Raw genomic sequence first — 22,907 nt, 5'->3', positions numbered from 1 at the left:
CAAAAAGCCTCAAACCATGGTGAATCATGCATCATGCACCATGGTTTGAGGCCTTTTGTCGTTTGCAGTTTGTAATTTATAAGTTGTTTCAGTTTTCTTTTTGACTGCTGTCCGTATTATCGCCGTCTGCTGTTTCTTCCGGCAGGGCGAGGTAGCTGCGGATGGCCGCGATTTCATCGGCAATGAAGAGTGCCGATGGGGATTCGCGAATCATGACGGCCTGCAGCATCCGGCTCTGTTCTTCCTGATCATCTGTGTGCAGATTCGCAGGATCTGCAGCAGCGCGTGTCAGGGCAATGGCACGGTGCTGGGCATCGGCATAGTCATGAGTCTTGCGCACGAGTTCGATGGACTGGTCGTAGCAGTAGTCGTTGAGTTCGAGGGGCGGTGTGCGTCCGGCAATGCGGTCTTCGAGTGCCTGACTGTCCTTTTCGAGTTGGGCAAGGCGCAGATACGTCGTCTGGATGCTGATGATGTCGTCGTGGAAATCCGAGAGGATCTTATGATACCGCTGCCAGTTATGGTCAAGGTCATCGATATCCTTTTGGCAGCCTTCGTACCAAACGGCAAATATTTGCTGCTGCTGCTGCCTGTCTTCGCGTTCCTGCTGACTGATGACGATGTCATTGCTGTGATGCGGTGAAGGCCAGACAAAAAAGACAATGGCGCTCGCTGCACAGAGGACGAGAAAAAAACAGAAGAAAATCCTGCGGCTCGGTATATAATGGTAGAGAAGTGCAAGCAGCAGGATGGCGACGATGGCCCCTATATAAATGAGCATGGTCTTACCTCCGAAAATTCATTTCTTACTGTTATTCTAACAAATAGGAGCGGGAAAGACAATGGCGCAAGTCTTGCAGGGAAGCGGGGAACGCGTTATACTGTGTTCGTTAAGGATGTGATAATTTGAAACAAGAGTTTTGGAAAAATTTCTGGCATCTGTTTCGCGGATACTGGAATTCAGAAGAAAAATGGAAGGCACGGGGACTTTTAGCCATCGTCATTGGCCTGAATTTTGCCTCGGTCTATGTACTGGTGCAGCTAAACAGCTGGTATAATGTCTTTTATAATGCCCTGCAGCAGTATCAGGCAGAATCGTTCTGGTCGCTTATTGCAGAATTTACAGGTCTTGCGTTCCTCTATATCATCTTGGCTGTTTATGCGATTTATCTGCGTCAGATGCTGCAGATTAAATGGCGTACGTGGATGACGGACCGCTATCTTGATGACTGGATGAACAAGCAGGTCTATTACCGGCTTCAGGTCCTGCGCAGTGATACGGATAACCCGGACCAGCGAATCAGCGAGGATATCAATCAATTTGTCTCGCTGACTCTGCAGCTGCTCGTGGGTGTTCTCAAGCAGATCACGACACTCGGCGCCTTTGGCGTGGTGCTCTGGAATCTTTCCGGTGCCTTTACCGTGCCGATTGGCAGTCATGAATTTGTCATTTATGGGTATATGTTCTGGTTCTCGCTCATTTATTCGGTGCTCGGCACGATTGGCGTGCATTTTGTCGGCCGCAAACTTATTGGGCTCAATTTTGACCAGCAGCGTTACGAAGCCGATTTTCGTTTCAATATGATGCGCGTGCGCGAGAACAGCGAGAGCATCGCTTTTTACCGCGGCGAACAGCCGGAGTCCGTGGGGTTTGCGGAACGCTTTGCTAAGGTCATCAAAAACTACTGGCAGCTCATGCGTCGGACAAAACTCTTGAACTTTTATGTTAACGGCTACGGGCAGCTGGCCATCATCGTGCCGCTCGTCATGGCGGCACCGCAGTATTTTGCCGGCACGATGACACTCGGCGGTCTGATGCAGACTTCTTCCGCTTTCGGCCGCGTGCAGAATGCACTTTCCTACTTTGTTTCGGTTTACGATACCATCGCGCAGCTTGCAGCTGTCATCCGCCGTCTTGCAAGCTTTACAAATCATATGGAAGGGGCAGAAGATATCGAAAGCGAAGTGGTGCGTGAAAATGCTTCAACGGATGACCTTTCCCTGCGTGATTTTGATGTCAAACTGCCGGACGGCCGCGTGCTGCTGTCTGACTGCAATCTGACGCTCAAGGCCGGGGACCGTCTGCTGATTACCGGTGCTTCCGGCTGCGGCAAGAGTACATTTTTGCGCACGCTGGCTGGCATTTGGCCCTATGGTGAGGGCAAAGTGGAGATTCCGGCTAAGAGCAGGATCCTGTTTTTGCCGCAGAAACCGTATCTGCCGCTTGGCAGTCTCAGGAGAGCCCTGTATTATCCTCTCAGTGCGTCGGGGCCGGAAGAAAATCTCAAAGAGGCTCTGCGCAAAGTCGGACTGGCTGACTTTATCCCACGCCTTGACGATATCGACGACTGGAGCCGCATCCTTTCTCTTGGCGAGCAGCAGCGTCTGGCTTTTGCCCGCATCCTGCTCGTAAAGCCCGACTGGGTCTTCCTTGATGAGGCGACTTCGGCTCTCGATGAACCGCGCGAACAGGAAATGTACGAACTCGTGCGCAGGGAACTGCCGCATACGGGTATCGTCAGTGTCGGCCATCGTTCGACACTTTTCCGGCAGCATCAGGAAGAACTCCATCTCATGGGGGACGGCAGCTGGCAGTGCCGTCCGGTAACGGTCTGATAAACAGAAGAACACAGATATTTCATCAATAGGATTTGTTTATTTTCCGATTGGTTTTAGAACCAATCGGATTTTTTTATGCAGATATTGCAGGATCTGTCGTATAAAAAGCCTGTGATTCTATATGAATGTTGGTTTTTCTGCTATTTCAGAAGATAATTCAATTATAAATCAAATAAAAACATAAAAAATAAAGAAAAAAATGTTGACTTTTATCATCGCTGGGAATATAATAACTCATGTAAGAACAAAGATAAACAAAGCAATAACAAAATAATAATAAGCGTTTTTGAGTGTGTTGCTTCATCGAAAGGGATGGAAATATGTCAGAAACAAAGTATTATCTGGCTGTTGATATCGGCGCTTCGAGCGGTCGGCATATCCTGGGCTGGGTTGACAAAGGCAAGATCCGCATCGAGGAGATTTACCGATTCGAAAACAAGCTCGTCAAACAAAATGGTCATCTTTGCTGGGATCTTGAGCACCTTTTCCATGAGGTTGCGGAGGGCCTTAAGAAATGCAGGGAACTCGACCGCATTCCGGAGAGCGTCGGCATTGACACCTGGGGCGTTGATTTTGTCCTGCTCGATAAGAACGGCAATATCATCGGCAATACCGTAGCGTACCGCGATGGCCGCACGAAAGGCATGGATCAAGAGGTATACAAGGTTATCTCCGAATCGGAACTTTACGGGCGCAACGGTATCCAAAAGCAGCTGTTCAATTCCATTTATCAGCTCATGGCAATCAAAAAAGAAACACCAAAAGCACTGGAAAAAGCAGAACGTTTTTTGATGATCCCAGAATATCTCAACTATCGCCTGACGGGCGTAGCCATGAATGAGTATACAAATGCCACAACATCACAGCTTGTTAATGCAAAAACACAGGACTGGGATTTTGAGCTTCTCGAGATGCTCGGACTACCAACGAAGATCTTTGGTGAGCTCAATATGCCGAAAACGCTGGTCGGACCGCTTTCAAAAGAAATGAGTGAACGCGTCGGCTTCACGACAAACGTTGTACTGCCGGCTACGCACGACACGGGTTCAGCCGTCATGGCAGTGCCGACGAATTCGGACGACAGCATTTACCTGAGTTCCGGTACCTGGTCGCTCATGGGCATTGAACGATTGATTCCGGACTGCACGGAAAAGAGCCGCAAGCATAACTTCACGAACGAGGGCGGTTATCATCACCGTTACCGTTATCTCAAGAACATCATGGGCATGTGGATGATGCAGAACCTGCGCCGCGAGTTCAAACATAAATACACGTTTGAAGAGCTTTACGAGCTCGCGCATATCGGCCGTTATTTCACATCGACCGTCGATGTCAATGACGAATCCTTCCTCGCGCCGGAAAGCATGATCAAGGCACTGCAGGACTACTGCGAGAAGACGGGACAGGAAAAACCGGAAACGGAATGCGAACTTCTCTACTGCGTCTACAAGAGTCTGGCGAACTGTTACGCCAAGACCGTCGCGGAAATCGAAGAGGTCACGGGCCGTACCTACGATACGATCCATGTGGTCGGCGGCGGCTGTCAGGATAAATTCCTCGACCGTCTGCTCGTGGAGACGACGGGCAAAGAGGTTTATGCCGGTCCGGTTGAAGCGACGGCCATCGGCAATATCATGGCCCAGATGCTGCGTGACAAGGTCTTTGAAGACCTTAAGGAAGCGCGTCAGGTCGTGGCAAAATCGTTCGATGTCAAGCGCATCGAGAATACATTTGAATAATATTAGGAGGTTTTCATAATGTCGAGATTTGAAGATGCAAAAGAAGCGTATGCAGCCATTGGCGTGGACGTTGAAGCTGCCCTGAAAAAACTGCAGGGAGTGCGCATTTCCATGCACTGCTGGCAGGGCGATGATGTCCTTGGCTTTGACTCGGATGCCCTGACGGGCGGCATTGCCACGACAGGCAATTATCCGGGCCGTGCACGCAATCCGGAAGAGCTCATGGCGGATATCAAGAAGGCATATTCCCTGATTCCGGGCAAGCATAAACTCAATCTGCATGCTTCCTACCGCATCACGGATGAAAAAGTCGACCGCGATAAGATTGAGCCGAAACATTTCAAGGCTTGGGTTGACTTTGCGAAGGAAGAAGGCATCGGCCTTGATTTCAACCCGACGTTCTTCAGCCACAAGAACGTCAAGAACAACATGACGCTTTCGAGCCCTGATAAGGATATCCGCGACTTCTGGATTGCCCATGGCAAAGCCTGCCGTAAGATTGCAAACTACTTCGGCGAAGAGCTTGGCATCACGGCGCTCGATAACATCTGGATTCCGGATGGCACGAAGGATGTGCCGGCTGACCGTATCGGACCGCGTCAGCGCCTCAAGGAATCCCTCGATGAGATTCTTTCCGTCAAATATGACCGCAAGAACATCGCGGATTCGGTCGAAGGCAAGGTCTTCGGCATCGGCGTGGAATCGTATACGGTCGGTTCGCATGAGTTCTACATGAACTACGCTGCGAAGAACGGCATCATGTGCCTGCTCGATACGGGCCATTATCATCCGACGGAAGTCGTTTCGGACAAGATTTCCTCTATGCTGCTCTTTAACGACAGCCTTGCTCTGCACGTCAGCCGTCCGGTCCGTTGGGACAGTGACCATGTCATCAAACTCGACGATGAGCTCAAGGAACTCGCGACGGAACTCGTCCGCTGCGATGCCCTCGACAAGGTATTTATTGGCCTCGACTTCTTCGATGCCAGCATCAACCGCATCGCGGCTTGGGTCATCGGCATGCGCAATATGCAGAAAGCCTTGCTCTATGGTCTGCTGACGCCGAATAAGGAACTCAAGGAAGCACAGGATCAGGCCGATTTCACGCGTGTCCTGCAGGGATTGGAGGAAATCAAGACGCTGCCGTTCGGCGATGTCTGGGCCGAGTTCTGCAAACGCAATGATGTTCCAGTTGACGGCCAGTGGTATCCGGTTGTCAAGGAATACGAGAAGGACGTTCTGTTCAAGAGATAATCAAAGTTTTGCTATAAAGAGGTAATGTGTCATGGATATCAAGGACTCAAAATTCATGGAGGGCTTCAAACGCCTGACGGCCGATGCCTTCCAGAAGGGCTGGCATGAGCGCAACGGCGGCAACCTGACGTACCGCGTCAAACCGGAAGACGTCGAGGCGGTCAAGGAATCCCTGCACGAAGTCAAAGAGTGGAAGCCGATTGGCAATACGGTGCCGGGGCTTGCTGGCGAGTATTTCCTCGTCACGGGCAGCGGCAAGTACATGCGCAATGTAGCATTGGCTCCTGAGGAAAATACCGCACTCATCAAGATTGATGAGAAGGGCGAGAATTACGGCATCGTCTGGGGCCTCGTCAACGGTGGCCGTCCGACAAGTGAACTGCCGACGCATCTTGCGGCTCACGAGCTCAAGAAAAAGATGACGAACGGCACGAACCGCATCATCTATCATGCTCATCCGACGAATCTCATCGCGCTGACGTTTGTCCTGCCGCTCAAGGATAAGGAATTTACGCGTGCGCTTTGGGAAATGGCCACGGAAGATCCGGTCATCTTCCCGGAAGGCATCGGCGTTGTGCCGTGGATGGTACCGGGCGGCAAGGAGATTGCCGATGCATCCGTCAAGCTCATGGAGAAATACCGCGTTATCGTTTGGGCACATCATGGCCTGTTCGTCTGCGGCGATGACTTCGATGAAGCGTTTGGCCTCATGGATACGGTCGAGAAGGCTTCGGAAATCTGCGTCAAAGTCCTTTCGATGGGCGGCAAGAAGCAGACCATCCCGCGTGAGGGCTTCATCCAGCTCGCGAAGGATTTCCACATTAACCTGAATACGGACCTTTTGGACTAAATGAATCGGATTGCGGCAGGAGAAATGAACTGCTCCTGCCGCCATTCCTAAAACCTTAATTGACTTAATATTCATAAGCAAAAATGAATTTTGGGGATCATAGGAGGAATTATAATGTTAGGTGTCAAAATTGATTACCACATGTCCGCCTGGAAAAAGACCCTGATTGCCGGCCTCATCAGTTATATCGATGCTGGTTCAATCGTAGCAGGTGCTTCCGGTCTTTCCATGTGGCAGGATTATCTCGGCATGAGCAGCGTACAGATGGGCCTTTTGGCCGCGCTTTCCTCGAACACAGGCGGTGCAGCTATCGGTGCCCTGATCGGCGGCAAGATTTGTGATAAGTACGGACGTAAATTCGTTTATAACTACGCACTGCTCATTTACATGATCGGCGTACTGATGATCTGCCTCGCAACGAACTATCCAATGTTCCTGCTCGGCTATGTCGTTGTCGGCCTGATGGTCGGTGCCGATGTCGTTGCTTCCTGGACGTTCATCGCCGAAGAAGCTCCTTCGAAGGACCGTGCTAAGCATTGCGGTTCCGCGCAGGTTGCCTGGATGCTCGGCCCAGTTGTCGTCTTCCTCGCATCTATCCCGCTCAACTCGATGTTCGGTCTCCTCGGCAACCGCATTATCTTCGCTCATTTGATTGTAGTCGCCGGCTGGATTTGGTATCAGCGCCTGAAAATGCCGGAGTCGACAGAATGGACGGAAGCGCATAAACGCGAACAGGAACTTGAGGCCAAAGGCGTCAAAGTCCGCAAAGTCCATTACCGCGATATCCTTCATGGCACCTGCCTCAAGACGGTTGTCATGCTCTGCGCCGTTTACACGCTCTGGAACCTCGCAGCCAGCACGAATGGTTTCTTTATGCCGTACATTTACGAGCATGTCGGCAAACTTTCGAATTCCATGTCCCTGCTCCTGACGGCTACGAACTTTGCCGTCTGCATCCTGACGACATTCATTTTCATGTACACGGGTGATAAATTCAATCGCCGTAAGATCTTTGGCATTTTTTCCGGACTTGGCGTTATCAGCTGGTTTGTCTGGGCTCTGCCGGCTGACATGCTGCAGATGTGGATGCTCGTATTCTTTACCGTTTTCTGGGGATTCTCGATGCAGCAGCAGTTCTATCAGCTCTGGAGTTCCGAACTCTTCCCGGTTCGCTATCGTGCAACGGCACAGGGCTTCACGTTCTTTGTTACGCGTTTTTCGGCCGCTATCTGGGGCTTCCTTGTTCCAATCCTCATGGAGACGGTTGGTTTCCAGGTCGCTGCGATGATCATGATTGGCTTTGTTTTCGTCAGCTGGGTTGCCGGCACGTTCTTCGGTTCGGATGCCCGCGGTATGACGCTTGATGAAGTCACGAAACAGCGTTATGGCAATGAAATCGATGAAAATGGCTGGTTTGTTGATTCTGCTGAGCAGAATGCCAGCACGATGCATCCGGCAGGAAAATAACAGATGTTGATTCACGATTTTAGGTAATCTGTATCAATAAAGGGCCTTCGCCTTTTCGGCTGACTTCTTTTGACAGACAAATGGAGAAGCAGGGGGAAGGCTCTTTTCTTTCTTTTTAGGAGGTCTTTTCGATGGAACGTTTTGCATGGAAAGCTACGGTCAAGGATGGCAAACTCGAGGAGTACAAGTATCGTCATGCTCATATCTGGCCGGAGATGAAACAGGTGCTCAAGGAAGCTGGCATTTCAAATTATACGATCTGGAATGTCGGTAATGAGCTCTTTGGTTATTTTGAATGCGAAAAGGGCGTGGCCTACGCTGAGAAGTATCAGGCAGAAAGCCCCGTTGTGGATAAATGGAATGAATATATGAAAGATGTCATGGTCATGGAAATGGATCCGAAGACGGGTGCACAGCCAAAGATGCAGCAGGTATTCTTCCTGCCTTGAACTTGCTCATCCACTTGATATCTTTTCCTAAAGTAATAAAATCCCCGCTTCCTGTGCAGGCAGTGAAGCGGGGATTTTATTATTTATATATATTAGTAGGAAATTGTTCGTCAGCAGATTACGTTGATGTGTTGGTCGGCAAGAAATTCCTGCCAGTCCTTGGAAGGCGGTACATCTGTCACGAGCGTATCGATGCGTGCAAAATTGTCGCATTTGACGAAAGCTGTTTTGTCGAACTTGGAGTGGTCCACGAGCAGGACGGTCTTGCGGGCCTGCTGCATCATGATGCTCTTGATACGGCTCTCGCTTTCATTGGACTCCATGATGCCTTTTTTGAGGTCGATGCTCTTGCAGCTGATGAAGGCAAAGTCCACATAGTATCTGGCAAGAGTCTGGCAGGCAATGGAGCCGGTCAGGGAGCAGGAGCTGTCGCGCATCGTGCCGCCCGTGCAGATCATCTTGAAGCCGCTGCCCGTGAAGTCGTTCATGAGGCGGATGGAATTTGTGATGACCGTGATATCGCGCTGTCCTTTTAAGCGCTGCAGGAGTGCCTGACACGTCGTGCTGGAATCCATCATGATGGTATCGCCATCGTGAATCAGGCTGGCCGCTTTTTCGGCAATGAGCAGCTTGCCCTCGCTGTTTATGGCGCTGCGCCGTGTATAAGAGAGTTCGTCGCTCGTGCTTTCGGCGATGACAGCACCGCCGTAGCTGCGCCGGAGCAGGTCCTGACTTTCCAGTTTTTCGAGGTCGCGGCGAATGGTTTCTTCCGTTACCTTGAACGACTTCGCAAGTTCGGAGACGTAAACTTTGCGGTCAAGCCGAATTTTTTCCATGATTTTTTGTCGGCGTTCCAATCCCAGCATAAAAGCCCCTTCTTTCTAATCCCTCGTAAATATTTTTGAAGTTGTTGATTATTCATCTTCATTATAGGTCAATCCTCCTTAAAATACAATATAAACAGATAAAAAAGAATGTTTGATTGCTTGAATTTTGCTTTGCAGACAAAAAGGATGTGCAGCGGTGTGGGAATAGGAAATGAATGGAAAGAAATGAGCTTTCGGCTGATTTTCAGATAAATGCGCTAAAATAATAAAATTACAGGGGGTAGCAGATAGAGCAATGAAACGCAGGGAGTTTATTCGGAATTTATTTTATATGGGAGTGGGGCTGGCCCTTGCACCGGAAATCGTCACGAGTAAGATGGCAGAGGCAGCCTGGCAGGACGGCAGCGGTCTTTCCGGTGTATCCATACGCCAAACCTATCTGACATTCCGTTCCCTGACAAACCGACGCGTGACCGACGCCATCATCGTGCATCATGTCGGCAATACGAATGCGGATGTATCAGCGGAGACCATCCACCGCTGGCACTTGGCCAATGGCTGGGCCGGCATTGGCTATCACTTCGTGATTCGCAAGGACGGCACGATCGAACAGGGCAGGCCCATGGATACGGTCGGGGCACACTGCTATGGCGAGAATGACCATACGGTCGGCGTGAACCTGGTTGGCAATTTTGAGGATTATATGCCAGAGGATGCACAGATCGCTTCTGCTAAGAAGCTGCTGGCTGCTCTCTGCCGTTATTATGGTTTTGCGCCGTCGTCTGCGACGATTTTTGGCCATCGTGATTTTAATGCGACAGCCTGCCCAGGGCAGAATCTCTATGACATGCTGCCGGACATCATTCACGGCGCGGCTGCGCTTTATTGATTTCTTTGCGCATACTTGATGATGCTCATGACTGCAGGCATTTTGCCCTGCTGCTGAGACTGAAAAGGGTCTGCCGCCTGCCTTGCGGGCCGGGCAGATTATTTTTTTGGTATTTTCTCTAAAAAAATTATGTAAATTTACTTTGACGGTGAAGGATTTTTATTTTTTGTATAGAACCTACATAATATAAAGATAGTTTTCTGAAATTCAACAGGAGCTGTGCACAAAGCAGCAGTTCTTTCATGGGAATTGACGGAAAAATTGCGGTTTTCATATGTTTTTTTAGAGAGGGCAGGGTGAATGCGATCGGTAATATTGGTATTACGTATTTCATGTATACATAAAATATTATTGCAATAATTGATAAATGTTGTATACTGACAGAGTATTATCTGTTATGAAAATGCATGCTTGGCGGGCATGGCGAATTATGTAAGGGGAGGCCATTCCTGCCAGATATATCCAAGGGGGATTTTGTATGAGAAAGACAGAATGTTTAGCAATGATACTGGCCGGCGGCCAGGGCAGCCGTCTCGGTGCTTTGACGAAGAAAATTGCCAAGCCGGCCGTTCCATTTGGCGGCAAGTACCGCATTATTGATTTCCCGCTCAGTAACTGCGCCAATTCCGGCATTGATAAGGTCGGTGTGCTGACGCAGTATCGTCCGCTGGAACTCCACAACTATTTGGCTTCGGGCAGTGCCTGGGACCTCGATAAGAAAGAGGGCGGCGTGTTTATCCTGCCGCCGTATGCACGTGAAAAGGGAGCAGACTGGTATCGCGGCACGGCTGATGCCATCTATCAGAACCTGAATTTCATTGACCTCGCGGATCCGGAGTACGTGCTGATTCTGTCTGGCGACCATATCTACACGATGGACTATTCCTGGATGCTCGATGCACACAAGGCCAATAAGGCAGAAGCAACGATTGGCGTCATCGAAGTTCCGTGGGAAGAGGCACCGCGTTTTGGCATCATGAATACCGATAAGAGCGGCCGCATCGAAGAGTTCGAAGAGAAACCGGCAAAACCGAAGAGCAATCTCGCTTCGATGGGCATTTACATCTTCAACAAGGACTTCCTGAAGAAGTATCTTGAGGAAGATGCAAAGGATGAGACTTCGGCTCATGACTTCGGCAAGAACATCATCCCGAAGATGCTTGCCGATAAGGCACGTCTGTTCTCGTACGCTTTTGATGGTTATTGGAAAGATGTCGGCACGATTGAAAGCCTCTGGCAGGCTAATATGGATCTGCTGCAGGATCAGCCGCCTTTTGAACTCAATGGTGATTGGAAGATTTATTCTTCGAACCCGTCCATGCCGCCGCATTATGTCGGTCCGGATGCCAAGGTCAAGAATTCGATGGTCAGCGAAGGCTCGATGATTCTTGGCGATGTAGAGAACTCGGTCATTTTCCCGGGTGTGCGCATCGGCAAGGGCGCTAAGATCCGCAATTCGGTCATCATGCCGTCGACGGTTATCCGTGAGAATGCCGTCGTTGATTATGCAATCCTTGCCCAGAACTGTGAAGTAGGCGAGGGTGCCAAAGTAGTCGGGGAGAAGGGTGCCATTACGGTCGTTGCAGACGGAGAAACTGTCATGGCCGAAGCTGGCAGCAAGCAGGCAGGCTGAGAAAGTTGTCCGCTCCTATATACAATAGAACATAGACCAGAAGATCGGAGTGAATAAAATTGAAAACAGTAATGGGGATTATCAATCTTCAGGAAGACAACAGCCTGATTCGTGAGCTGACTGACCGCCGCGCTGTGGAGTCTCTGCCTTTTGCCGGACGCTACAGACTGATTGATTTCGCTTTGTCGAGCATGGTAAACTCTGGCATTCAGAATGTCGGTGTCATGCTGCCGAATAAACCGCGTTCCGTACTCGATCACCTGCGTTCCGGTAAGGATTGGGATTTAGCCCGCCGTCATGACGGCTTGTTCTATCTGCCCGCTCCGCAGGAAGAAGAGGCAAAACGCCGCGGCGACCTCAAAAACTTCTATTACAACCTCGATTTCTTTGAGCACAGCTCGCAGAAATACGTGCTTCTGGCAGGAGGCAGCTTCGTTTACAACATTGATTTCAATGAGCTGCTGCGCTTCCACCAGAACACGAACGCCGATATCACGATGGTGTACTACACGGCGCCGCAGGAAGCGGCCGGCCGCAACACCGTCATCGAGACGGCAGAAAATGGTCTTGTCGAAGATATTGCCGAGAAACCGGCTGTCTATGACGGCTCGAAGGTTTCCATGAATGTATTCCTCATGGAGAAGCGCATCTTCGTTGAGATGGTCCGCTACAGCTACGAACACGGCGGTCAGGACCTGCTGCTCGACGGCATCATCCGCCGTGCAAATGAGTACAATATCTATGCTTATGAGCATGACGGTTACGTTGCACACATCGATTCGACATCTTCCTATTATAAAGCGAATATGGATGTACTGAATCCGTCTACGTGGGAAGAGCTCTTCATGGGCAATAATTCCATCTATACGAAGGTCAAGGATGAGGTACCGGTCCAGTATAAGGACACGGCTGTTGTCAAGAATTCTTTGATTGCCAACGGCTGTATCATTCGCGGTGAAGTCGAGAACAGTATCCTGTTCCGCGGCGTGACCATTGAAAAGGGCGTTAAAGTCAAGAACTCCATCATCATGCAGAAATGCGATGTTCAGGAAAATTCTTTGCTGGAGAACGTCATCTGTGATAAGAATGTAGTGATCACGAAGGAGAAATGGCTCAAGGGAGCGCAGAATTATCCGCTGATCGTTGCGAAAAATGTGGTGATTTAAGCTTGAGACAAGCCGTTGTAAATGGACATGCACAGGCAGGTATGGGCCAGCGCTCGTTTACGACGGCTTTTCTTATATAAAATAAGCAAGACATAGCCAAGGGGAGTGTTTTTTTTGGCACGAGAAACAAAGGAACAGAAACAAAAGAGCCGTGAGTTTGAGAAGCTCAAGGAAAATCTAAAAATCCGTTTCGTCAATACGGCACATTTGATGTATGGCCGTGAAATCAAGGACTTGACTAAGAATGAAGTCTATCAGACGGTAGCTGCTACGGCAAAGCAGTTCATTTCGGATAACTGGATCAAGACGAATAAGACATATGCAGAACGCCAGGAGAAACAGATCTACTATTTCTCCATCGAATTCCTGCTCGGCCGTCTGCTCAAGTCCAATCTCATCAATCTCGGTATTGAAGAAGCCGTTAAGGATGTTCTCGCGGATTTCAATCTCGATATCGTCAAGACGTTCGAGGAAGAGCCGGATGCCGGTCTCGGCAACGGCGGCCTCGGCAGACTGGCTGCCTGCTTCATTGACTCGATGGCAGCACACCGTCTGCCGGGCCATGGCTGCAGCATCCGTTATCAGTACGGCCTGTTCGAGCAGAAAATCATTGAGGGCAATCAGGTTGAGATTCCGGATAACTGGCTCAAGAATGGTTTTGCCTGGGAGTACCGCAAACCGGATAAGGCCATTGATGTCAAATTCAACGGCAATGCCTATATGAAGAAAATGCCGGATGGCAGCCTCAAACTCGTCTATGAGAATCCGATGACGGTCATGGCTGTACCGTATGACGTGCCGATTGTCGGTTATCATAACAATACGGTCAACACGCTGCGCCTCTGGAATGCAGAGGTCAACCGCGACTTCTCGGATTACGGCCGCCTGACGCAGGAACAGATGCGTCAGAAGAATGATTACCGCAATTTCGTCGAGAGCATCACGCGCTATCTGTACCCTGATGACAGCACGTACGATGGCCGCCGCCTGCGCCTTATTCAGGAGTACTTCTTCGTTTCGGCCGGTGTGCAGAGCATTGTGCGCCATTATAAGAAAGTCGGCATGGATATTCATGAATTCGCGCAGAAGATTGCCATTCATATCAATGATACGCATCCGGCACTCTGCGTCGCCGAACTCATGCGCATCCTCGTCGATGAAGAGGGCCTTGAATGGAACGAGGCCTGGGCAATCACGAAGAACACGATTGCTTATACGAATCATACGATCATGCCGGAAGCCCTTGAGAAATGGCCGATTGACATGTTTAAGCCGCTTTTGCCGCGCATCTACATGATCATCGACGAGATCAACCGCCGCTGGCTCATCGATGTGCGTGACCGTTATCCCGGCAATGAGACGAAGGTCCATGAGCTTTCCATCATTCAGGACGGCATGGTTCACATGGCACGCCTCGCCATTGTTGGTTCGCACAGCGTCAACGGCGTGGCCCGCATCCATACGGACATCCTGAAATCCACGACGCTGCATGAATTCTACGAATACAATCCGCGCATGTTCAACAACAAGACGAACGGCATTACGCATCGCCGCTGGCTCATGGGCGCAAACCCCGAGCTTTCGGACCTCATCGATGCGACGATTGGCAGCCGCCGCTGGCACCGTCATCCGGAACAGCTCGACCTCTTGAATGATTATGTTGACGATAAGCCGTTCCTCGAGAAACTCGGTGCCATTAAGCATCTGCGCAAGGAAGCCCTGGCAAAATACGTCAAGGAACACAATGGCATCACGGTAAATCCGGACAGCATCTTCGATATCCAGGTTAAGCGCATCCATTCGTATAAGCGCCAGCTCATGAATATCCTGCATATCATGTATCAGTACAATAAGCTCAAGACGGATCCGAACTTTGATATGTTGCCGACGACGTATTTCTTTGGCGGCAAGGCTGCACCGGGCTACTACATCGCCAAGGAAACAATCCGCCTCATCAATGCCGTTGCCGATAAGATCAACAATGATGCGAGCATCAAGGGCAAGATCAAGGTTGTCTTCATTGAGAACTTCGGTGTTTCCATCGGCGAAATCGTCTATCCGGCAGCCGATGTCAGTGAGCAGATTTCGACGGCTTCGAAGGAAGCATCGGGCACGGGCAACATGAAGTTCATGATGAACGGCGCCATCACGCTCGGCACGCTCGACGGTGCAAATGTTGAGATCCGCGAAGCTGTGGGCGGCGATGACAACTGCGTCATCTTCGGCCTCAAGGCAGAGGAAGTCCTCAATTATTATGCAACGGGCACGTATTCCGCTTGGGATGAATACAATACGAATGAAAACGTGCGCACGGTCGTCAACCAGCTGACGGACGGCACCTATGGCAACTTCCAGTCGCTGTTTGATTACCTCGTCCATGCCAACGATGAATTCTTCATCCTCAAGGATTTCAATGCCTATGCCGATGCTCATGTCGAAATCATGAGACGCTATCAGAAACGCTTCCAGTGGCTGCGTTCTTCTGCTGTCAATATCGCCAATTCGGGCAGGTTCTCTTCGGACCGCACGATTGATGAATATGCAAATGAAATTTGGCAGGTCAAACCTGTCATGATCCCATAAGCTTGGAATTTTGCAGGGGCCTTGCCCCTGCCTGGTTCTGAGGGGATATACAGAGGGGGATTATTTGTGAAAACATCAGAATTAAGCGAGTTCGACCTTTACCTGTTCCATCAGGGGACGAACTATCATGCCTATGAAATGCTCGGCGCTCATTTCGTCGAACACGACGGGCAGCAGGGGGTGCGTTTTGCTGTTTGGGCACCTCATGCCAAGTCCGTCAGTGTGGTTGGTGACTTCAATAACTGGGATACACGCGTGAATCCCATGACGCGCATTCGCGATGGCGAAATCTGGGAGGTCTTTATTCCCGATGTCAAGCAGGGCGCTGTCTATAAATATGCCATTGAACCGCAGTGGGGCGGTCCGCGCATCATGAAGGCCGATCCTTATGGCTTCTATGCTGAGAAAAAACCGGAGACGGCTTCACGCGTTTACGATCTCAGCAAATACGAATGGCAGGACGGTGAATGGTTCGAACAGAAGAAAAAAGAGTCTTCTTACGAACGCCCGATGCTGACGTATGAGGTGCACGCCGGTTCCTGGCGCCGCGATAAGGATGGCGAGTATCTTTCTTACCGTGAGCTCGCTGACCAGCTCATCGACTACGTCAAGAAGATGCATTACACGCACATCGAGTTCATGCCGCTTTGCGAGCATCCGTTTGACGGCTCGTGGGGCTACCAAATTACGGGCTATTATGCGGTGACGAGCCGTTTTGGCACGCCGGATGATTTCCGCTATCTTGTTGACAAAGCTCATAAGAATGGCATTGCTATCATCATGGACTGGGTGCCGGGCCATTTCTGCAAGGATGAACAGGGCCTGCGCCATTTCGACGGCCAGACGCTTTACGAGTCCGACAATGAGCAGCTCGCGGAGAACTGGGAGTGGGGCACGACGAATTTCGATTACGGCCGTACCGAAGTACAGAGCTTCCTGATCTCGAATGCGATGTTCTGGTTTGAAGAATTCCACATCGATGGTCTGCGCATTGATGCAGTCGCCAATATGCTTTACCTCAACTACGGCCGCAAGGATGGCGAGTGGACGCCGAATAAATACGGCGATACGGGCAACCTCGAGGCCATGGACTTCCTGAAAAAGCTCAATGAGAATATCTTCAAGTATCATCCGCAGGCCCTGATGATTGCGGAGGAATCGACGGCCTGGCCGCTGATTTCCAAGCCTGTCTACATGGGCGGCATGGGCTTTAACTACAAGTGGAACATGGGCTGGATGAACGATATGCTCAAATACATGTCGCTCGACCCGATTTACCGCAAATGGAATCACGACAAAGTCACGTTCTCGTTCATGTATGCGTTCAGCGAAAACTTTGTCCTGCCGCTTTCGCACGATGAAGTCGTACACGGCAAATGCTCGCTCATCAGCAAGATGCCGGGCGATTACTGGCAGAAATTTGCCGGATTGCGCACGTTCTTTGCTTACTGGATCGCTCATCCGGGCAAGAAGCTCCTGTTCATGGGCGGTGAGTTCGGCCAGTTCATTGAGTGGAACTACGATGACAGCCTCGACTGGCATCTGCCGCAGCAGTATCCGATGCATAAGAAAATGCTCGAATACAGCCGCGCACTCAATAAATTCTACTGCGATCACAAGGCTCTTTGGCAGGTTGACTTCGATTGGAACGGCTTCCAGTGGATTGACTGCAACGATAATGAGAACAGCGTGGTTTCCTTCATCCGCAAGGCAGAAGATCCTTCTGACTATCTCATCGCTGTCTGCAACTTCACGCCGGAAGTGCGCCATGGCTACCGCATCGGCGTGCCGGAGAAGGGCAGCTATGTCGAAGTGTTCAACTCCGATGATGAGGCCTTTGGCGGCAGCGGCGTCAAGAACGAGGGGGAAATCCCAACTGAGGATATCAAGTGGCATGACCGCGACCAGTCCATCGTCCTGACGATTCCGCCGATGGCCACGATTTATCTGCGCCACAAGGGGCAGGTGGCAGCTGGCAAGAATTCTTTTGATGAGGCTCCGGTGGAGATCGAAGTCAGAGGCCATGAAGAGAAAAGTTCTGCTGACAAGGCAGAAGCCGCCGAAGCAAAAACGAAAAAGACAGCAGCAAAACGCACTGCTGCCAAGAAGGAGGAGACTCCTGAAGACAAGCCGAAGCGCCGCCGCGGACGTCCGCGCATGACGGAAGAGGAAAAAGCCGCAGCCAAGGCCAAGAGGGAAGCCGCGAAAAAAGCGAAGGCCGAAGCAGCGGGGGAAAAGCCCAAAAAGACGACGCGCAGACGCAGTGCGGGAACCGCAAAGGCTGCAGCTAAAAAGACAACGGCCCGCAAGACAAGCAGGAAAAAAGAAGCGACGAAAGCCGCTGCAGGTGAATCCTGATTGACCAGCTCAATACATTAGGATATCAAATCAAATATTTGCAAAGTACATCATGAGGGGGATTCTCGAATGAAAGTTCTATATGTTGCTTCTGAGGCAGTGCCTTTTGCCAAAACGGGTGGTCTGGCTGATGTTGCTGGTTCTCTGCCAAAAGCCCTGAAGGCCGAGGGAGTGGACGTTCGCGTCATCATGCCGAAATTCGGCAAGATCCCGGAGCATTTCCGCAACGAGATGGAGCACATCTATGATGGTGAAATTCCGGTATCGTGGCGTTCGAAATACGTCGGCCTTGATAAACTCGACTATGAAGGCGTAACGTATTATTTCGTCGATAATGAAGAGTATTTCAAGCGCGAGGGCTTTTATGGCTACGGTGACGATGCAGAGCGTTTCTCGTTTTTCTGCCGCGCCGTGCTCAACCTGCTGCCGGCCATGGATTTCTGGCCGGATGTCATTCACACGAATGACTGGCATTCCGGTCTCGTGAATGTTTTCCTGAAGCTTGAGCATCAGGGTGATGAGCGCTACGAAAACATCCGCACGCTCTATACGATTCACAATCTCAAATATCAGGGCGTATTCCCGAAAGATGTCATGGGCGATGTACTCGGCCTCGACTGGAAGTACTTCAACAATGGCGACCTTGAGTTCTACGATGCGGTCAATTATATGAAGGGCGGCTTGATTTACGCCGACTACATCTCGACCGTCAGCGAGACGTATGCCAAGGAAATCCAGTATGAGTACTTTGGCGAGCACCTCGACGGTCTGCTGCGCAGCCGCAAGGACACGCTTTTCGGCATTGTCAATGGCATCGATTACAACGTTTACAATCCGGCTACGGACAAAAATCTCTATGAGAACTACGATGTGACGACGCTCGACCGCAAGGCTGACAATAAGGTCCTGCTGCAGAGAGATCTTGGCCTGCCGATTGCCCGCCGTACGCCGATGGTCGCGATGGTTTCGCGCCTCGTGGCAGCAAAGGGCCTCGATCTTGTCGTACGCATGATGGATGAGATCCTGCAGCATGAGGACATTCAGTTTGTCCTGCTGGGCACGGGCGACAAGGAGTATGAAGACTGGTTCAAAGGCCTCGCATGGCGTTTCCCGACGAAAGTGTCGGCCAACATTCGCTTCTCGAATCAGCTGGCACAGCGCATTTACGCAGCATCGGATATTTTCCTGATGCCGTCGAATTATGAGCCGTGCGGCATTGGCCAGCTCATTGCCCTGCGCTATGGCTCGGTTCCGGTGGTCCGCGAGACAGGCGGCCTGAAGGATACGGTCATCCCGTACGACAAATATTCGAAGGAAGGCAATGGCTTCCTGTTCTCCGATTACAATGCACATGAGATGATGTACGCACTCAAGCGTGCACTCAGTGCTTATGAGAATTACGAAGAGTGGAAACAGATTGCCACAAATGCCATGAACTCGGATTACAGCTGGAAGGAATCGGCTCGCGAGTACAAGGCACTTTATGAAAAACTCATGGGCTCACAGGCAGAAAAAGCAGAATAAGAAATGAGCAAGTGAGAAGGAGGGCGGCAGTTCATGCCGCCTTTCTTTTCGATTTGGAAGGAGGAGTTTTCATGCTGACGCAAGATCAGGTCTGGCATGACTCTCAGGATATCAATTACCGCTCGCCGGTTGGCGCGGCGGAAGCAGGCACAAAAGTCAGAATGGGGTTGCGCCTGCGGACAAAAGAGGGGATTCGCCAGGTTATTCTGCGCTGCTGGCAGGATCAGACAGGCGAGCATCTCATTCCTCTTGAGACGCAGGATGACCCGCTGCAGGAGAATCATTTTTACAGCGGCTGGCTGCCGCTGCCGGAAAAAGGCGGACTTATCTGGTATTATTTTGTCATCTCGATGGAGGATGGTACCTGGTATTATGGCAATAATCCGGAACAGCTTGGCGGCATGGGTACACTTTACGACCATGTTCCCCCGTCTTTCCAGATTACCGTTTATAATAAAGGAGCCAAGACGCCGGATTGGTTCAAGCATGCCGTCATGTACCAGATTTTTCCGGACCGCTTTGCGCGTGAGGGCGATAAAATCATTGAGAAAAAGGGTGCGGTATTCCATGCCTGCTGGCAGGATGACCCGTGCTACTACAAGGATCCCGATACCAAGGAAATCGTCGCATATGATTTCTTTGGCGGCAATCTCAAGGGCATCGAAGGCAAGCTCGATTATTTGAAGGAACTGGGCATTTCGGTGATTTACCTTAATCCGGTCTTTGAGTCGGAGAGCAATCATCATTACGATACGGGCGATTACCATAAAATTGACCCGATTCTCGGCACAAATGAAGAGTTCCATCATCTCGTAGAAAAGGCAAAGTCTAAGGGCATCCGCATCATCATCGATGGTGTGTTCAGCCATACGGGCAGCAACAGCCGTTATTTTAACCGCGAAGGCCAGTACGATACGATTGGTGCGTTCCAGTCGCCGGATTCTCCGTATTATGAATGGTATAATTTCCGCAATTTCCCGTACGAATACGAGAGCTGGTGGAATTTCTCCACGCTGCCGGATGTCAAGGAAACGACGCCGTCGTACATGGACTTCATCATTTATGACAAAGACAGCGTCATGCATCACTGGATGAAAGAGGGCATTGCGGGCTGGCGTCTCGATGTCATCGATGAGCTGCCGGCGGCTTTCTCGCAGGCATTTTTTGCAGAGCTCAAGAAGACGAATCCTGAGGCCGTCATGATTGGCGAGGTCTGGGAGGATGCGTCGCACAAAGTGGCTTACGGCGTGCCGCGTGAATATCTCTGCGGTCAGGAAATGGATTCGGCCATGAACTATCCGTTCCGCCAAATCCTGTTTGACTTCCTGCTCGGCCATGTCGATGCGAAGATGAGCCTCAGGCGCTTCGAGAGCCTGCGCGAGAATTATCCGCGCGAGAATTTCTACGCCATGATGAACCTCATCGGCAGCCACGATGTCGAACGCGCGATGACCGTTCTCGGCGAAGAGCCGTTCTACGACGGCATGCCGGCCATCGAGCAGTCGCGCGCGCGGCTGACGGATGACCAGTACAATCTCGGCATGGCCCGCCTGTTCATGGCTGCACTCTGGCAGATGACGTATCCCGGTGTGCCGTGCATTTACTACGGCGATGAAATTGCCATGCAGGGCTTCAAAGACCCGTACAACCGCCGTCCGTACAACTGGGAAAGCGGCGATACGTATGTGCGCAGCCGCTATGAGCGCCTGATTCACATGCGCAATGCCCACACGGCACTGCAGACCGGTGAGCTGCTGCCGCTTTACGCGGAGGGCGATGTCATGGCCTTTGCCCGCGTCGTGCGCGGCGGCCGTGATGTCTTCGGTGAGCCGGCCAAAGATGAATGCTTCATTTCTCTCTTTAACCGCAGTCTCAAGGAAGAAAAAACCGTCACGCTCAATGTCGGCGACTTTGCCGATGGCGCTTTTGCCGATGCATTTCATCCGGAGACGCGCTTTACGGTCGAGAACGGCCAGCTGACGGTGAAGCTGCTGCCGCTCAAGGGCTTCCTGCTCCAGAATATCCCGCCGGAGCGTCAGTACAAGCATGAAGCCGGTGTGCTCATGCATCCGACGTCGCTGCCGTCGAAATACGGGGTCGGCGACTTTGGCAAAGAGGCGTATAAATTCGTCGATTTTCTCGCTGAGGCAGGGCAGAGCGTCTGGCAGATTCTGCCGCTCGGCCCGGTCGGCTTCAGCTATTCGCCGTACCAGTCGCCGTCGGCTTTTGCCGGCAACCCGTTGCTCATCAATATCGATGAACTCGTGGAAAGAGGCTGGCTGACAAAACAGGAGACAAAAGTCACGTACGCAGACTTTGATTCGTCGGCCGACTTTGAGCAGGCACGCGCCTTCAAGAATAAATGCCTGCGCAAGGCGCATACTGCGTTCCAGCAGGATGAGGAAGCCCAGCAGGAATACAAAGTGTTCTGCAAAGAAGAAGCCTACTGGCTCGATGACTATGCCCTGTTTGAAGCAGCCAAGAAGGAATACGACGGCAAGGTGTGGATGGACTGGCCGGAGCCGGTGAAAAAACGCGACCCGCAGGCACTGGCTTCCCTGCGCAAACGTCTGGAGGAAAACATCGAGCTGCAGAAGTTCATGCAGTTCCTGTTCCACCGCCAGTGGCAGCGCCTGCATGAATATGCCAAGGAAAAAGGCATCCGCATCATGGGCGATATGCCGATTTTCCTTGCACAGGACAGCGCCGATGTCTGGGCTAATCAGGAACTCTTTGACCTCAATCCCGATGGCACGGCCCATACGGTTGCCGGCGTACCGCCAGATTATTTCAGTGCGACGGGACAGCTCTGGGGCAATCCGCAGTACAACTGGCAGGCCATGAAGGCTGAGAATTACGCCTGGTGGAAAAAGCGCTTCCACAAGCTCTATTCGCTTGTCGATATCGCCCGCATCGACCATTTCCGCGGCTTTGAGTCGTATTGGGAAGTCGACGGCAAGGCGAAAAATGCCATCAAGGGACGCTGGTTGCCGGGCCCGGGCAAGCCGTTCTTCGATGAAATGCGCCGCGAGCTCGGCAATCTGCCCATCGTGGCAGAAGACCTCGGCATCATCACGCCGGAAGTCGAGAAGCTCCGCGACGACTGCGGCTTCCCCGGCATGAAAGTCCTCGAGTTCACGCTGTATCTCAACAACCAGCACCGCCTGGGCACGGTCGTGCCGGAAAACAGCATCGTCTACACGGGCACGCACGATAACAACACGCTGATTGGCTGGCTCAAGACGGATATCACGCCGTCGCTGCGCAAGGCCGTGGCCGACCTCGTGCGCGCCGATGTACGCAGACCGGAAGAAATTGCAGCTCATCTTATCGGCTTTGCCTATGCGTCGAATGCAAGACTCGCCGTTATCCCGATGCAGGACCTCTTAGGACTTGACGGCAGCTGCCGCATGAATACACCGGGCACATCCGAGGGCAACTGGCGCTGGTGCATGCGTCCGGAAGAATTCAAAAAGCTCGATGCCAAGAAGCTTCGTGCCTTGACGGAGCACTTTGGCCGCTGCTGAATGTTCAGATGAATGTTCAAAA

Annotated in this window: 15 protein-coding genes; 13 read left to right on the top strand and 2 right to left on the bottom strand. The window is 51.3% G+C overall.

Going from position 1 to position 22,907, the window contains the following annotated elements:
* Positions 1–88: 88 nt before the first annotated feature.
* A complete protein-coding gene (locus ACE419_RS01800; RefSeq protein WP_435720831.1) occupies positions 89–781 on the bottom strand; it encodes a hypothetical protein in 693 nt (230 codons plus the stop codon).
* A gap of 125 nt (positions 782–906) precedes the next feature.
* On the opposite strand from ACE419_RS01800, the gene ACE419_RS01795 reads away from it, so the two are divergent.
* From ACE419_RS01795 to ACE419_RS01770, 6 genes are all read left to right on the top strand, one after another.
* Positions 907–2,616 (top strand): ABC transporter ATP-binding protein/permease, encoded by a 1,710-nt coding sequence (locus ACE419_RS01795; RefSeq protein ID WP_435720830.1) that lies wholly within the window; start codon positions 907–909, stop codon positions 2,614–2,616.
* 323 nt (positions 2,617–2,939) lie between these two features.
* The gene (rhaB, locus tag ACE419_RS01790) at positions 2,940–4,358 is read left to right on the top strand and encodes a rhamnulokinase (protein ID WP_435720829.1); all 1,419 of its coding nucleotides are present in this window, start codon (positions 2,940–2,942) and stop codon (positions 4,356–4,358) included.
* 18 nt (positions 4,359–4,376) lie between these two features.
* Positions 4,377–5,612: an L-rhamnose isomerase gene (locus ACE419_RS01785; protein ID WP_435720828.1), complete on the top strand. Its 1,236-nt coding sequence runs from the start codon at positions 4,377–4,379 to the stop codon at positions 5,610–5,612.
* Between the two features lie 31 nt (positions 5,613–5,643).
* Positions 5,644–6,462: a rhamnulose-1-phosphate aldolase gene (rhaD, locus tag ACE419_RS01780; protein ID WP_435720827.1), complete on the top strand. Its 819-nt coding sequence runs from the start codon at positions 5,644–5,646 to the stop codon at positions 6,460–6,462.
* A 114-nt stretch (positions 6,463–6,576) separates the two neighbouring features.
* Complete coding sequence (locus tag ACE419_RS01775; RefSeq protein ID WP_435720826.1) at positions 6,577–7,929, top strand: MFS transporter; 1,353 nt, start codon at positions 6,577–6,579, stop codon at positions 7,927–7,929.
* A 131-nt stretch (positions 7,930–8,060) separates the two neighbouring features.
* Entirely contained in the window at positions 8,061–8,378 is a 318-nt protein-coding gene (locus ACE419_RS01770; protein ID WP_118015612.1) for an L-rhamnose mutarotase, read from the top strand.
* A gap of 110 nt (positions 8,379–8,488) precedes the next feature.
* On the opposite strand, the gene ACE419_RS01765 is transcribed toward ACE419_RS01770, so the two are convergent.
* The gene (locus ACE419_RS01765) at positions 8,489–9,244 is read right to left on the bottom strand and encodes a DeoR/GlpR family DNA-binding transcription regulator (RefSeq protein ID WP_435720825.1); all 756 of its coding nucleotides are present in this window, start codon (positions 9,242–9,244) and stop codon (positions 8,489–8,491) included.
* 292 nt (positions 9,245–9,536) lie between these two features.
* On the opposite strand from ACE419_RS01765, the gene ACE419_RS01760 reads away from it, so the two are divergent.
* The 7 genes from ACE419_RS01760 (at position 9,537) to malQ (ending at position 22,885) form a co-directional block, all read left to right on the top strand.
* Positions 9,537–10,094: an N-acetylmuramoyl-L-alanine amidase gene (locus tag ACE419_RS01760; protein ID WP_435720824.1), complete on the top strand. Its 558-nt coding sequence runs from the start codon at positions 9,537–9,539 to the stop codon at positions 10,092–10,094.
* Positions 10,095–10,572: 478 nt separating this feature from the next.
* Entirely contained in the window at positions 10,573–11,727 is a 1,155-nt protein-coding gene (locus ACE419_RS01755) for a glucose-1-phosphate adenylyltransferase (protein ID WP_435720823.1), read from the top strand.
* A 59-nt stretch (positions 11,728–11,786) separates the two neighbouring features.
* The gene (gene glgD, locus ACE419_RS01750; RefSeq protein ID WP_435720822.1) at positions 11,787–12,893 is read left to right on the top strand and encodes a glucose-1-phosphate adenylyltransferase subunit GlgD; all 1,107 of its coding nucleotides are present in this window, start codon (positions 11,787–11,789) and stop codon (positions 12,891–12,893) included.
* Between the two features lie 114 nt (positions 12,894–13,007).
* A complete protein-coding gene (locus ACE419_RS01745) occupies positions 13,008–15,476 on the top strand; it encodes a glycogen/starch/alpha-glucan phosphorylase (protein ID WP_435720821.1) in 2,469 nt (822 codons plus the stop codon).
* 66 nt (positions 15,477–15,542) lie between these two features.
* Positions 15,543–17,834 carry a 1,4-alpha-glucan branching protein GlgB gene (gene glgB / locus ACE419_RS01740; RefSeq protein ID WP_435720820.1) on the top strand — a complete coding sequence of 764 codons (2,292 nt, stop codon included), beginning with the start codon at positions 15,543–15,545 and terminating at the stop codon, positions 17,832–17,834.
* Between the two features lie 69 nt (positions 17,835–17,903).
* Positions 17,904–19,358, top strand: a complete 1,455-nt coding sequence (gene glgA, locus ACE419_RS01735; protein ID WP_435720819.1) for a glycogen synthase GlgA — start codon at positions 17,904–17,906, stop codon at positions 19,356–19,358.
* A gap of 71 nt (positions 19,359–19,429) precedes the next feature.
* Positions 19,430–22,885 carry a 4-alpha-glucanotransferase gene (gene malQ, locus ACE419_RS01730; RefSeq protein ID WP_435720818.1) on the top strand — a complete coding sequence of 1,152 codons (3,456 nt, stop codon included), beginning with the start codon at positions 19,430–19,432 and terminating at the stop codon, positions 22,883–22,885.
* The last annotated feature ends 22 nt before the right edge of the window (positions 22,886–22,907 follow it).

The organism is Mitsuokella apri, assembly GCF_047974105.1.
Classification (GTDB): Bacteria; Bacillota; Negativicutes; order Selenomonadales; family Selenomonadaceae; genus Mitsuokella.
This window is presented reverse-complemented; position numbering and strand designations above follow the sequence as displayed.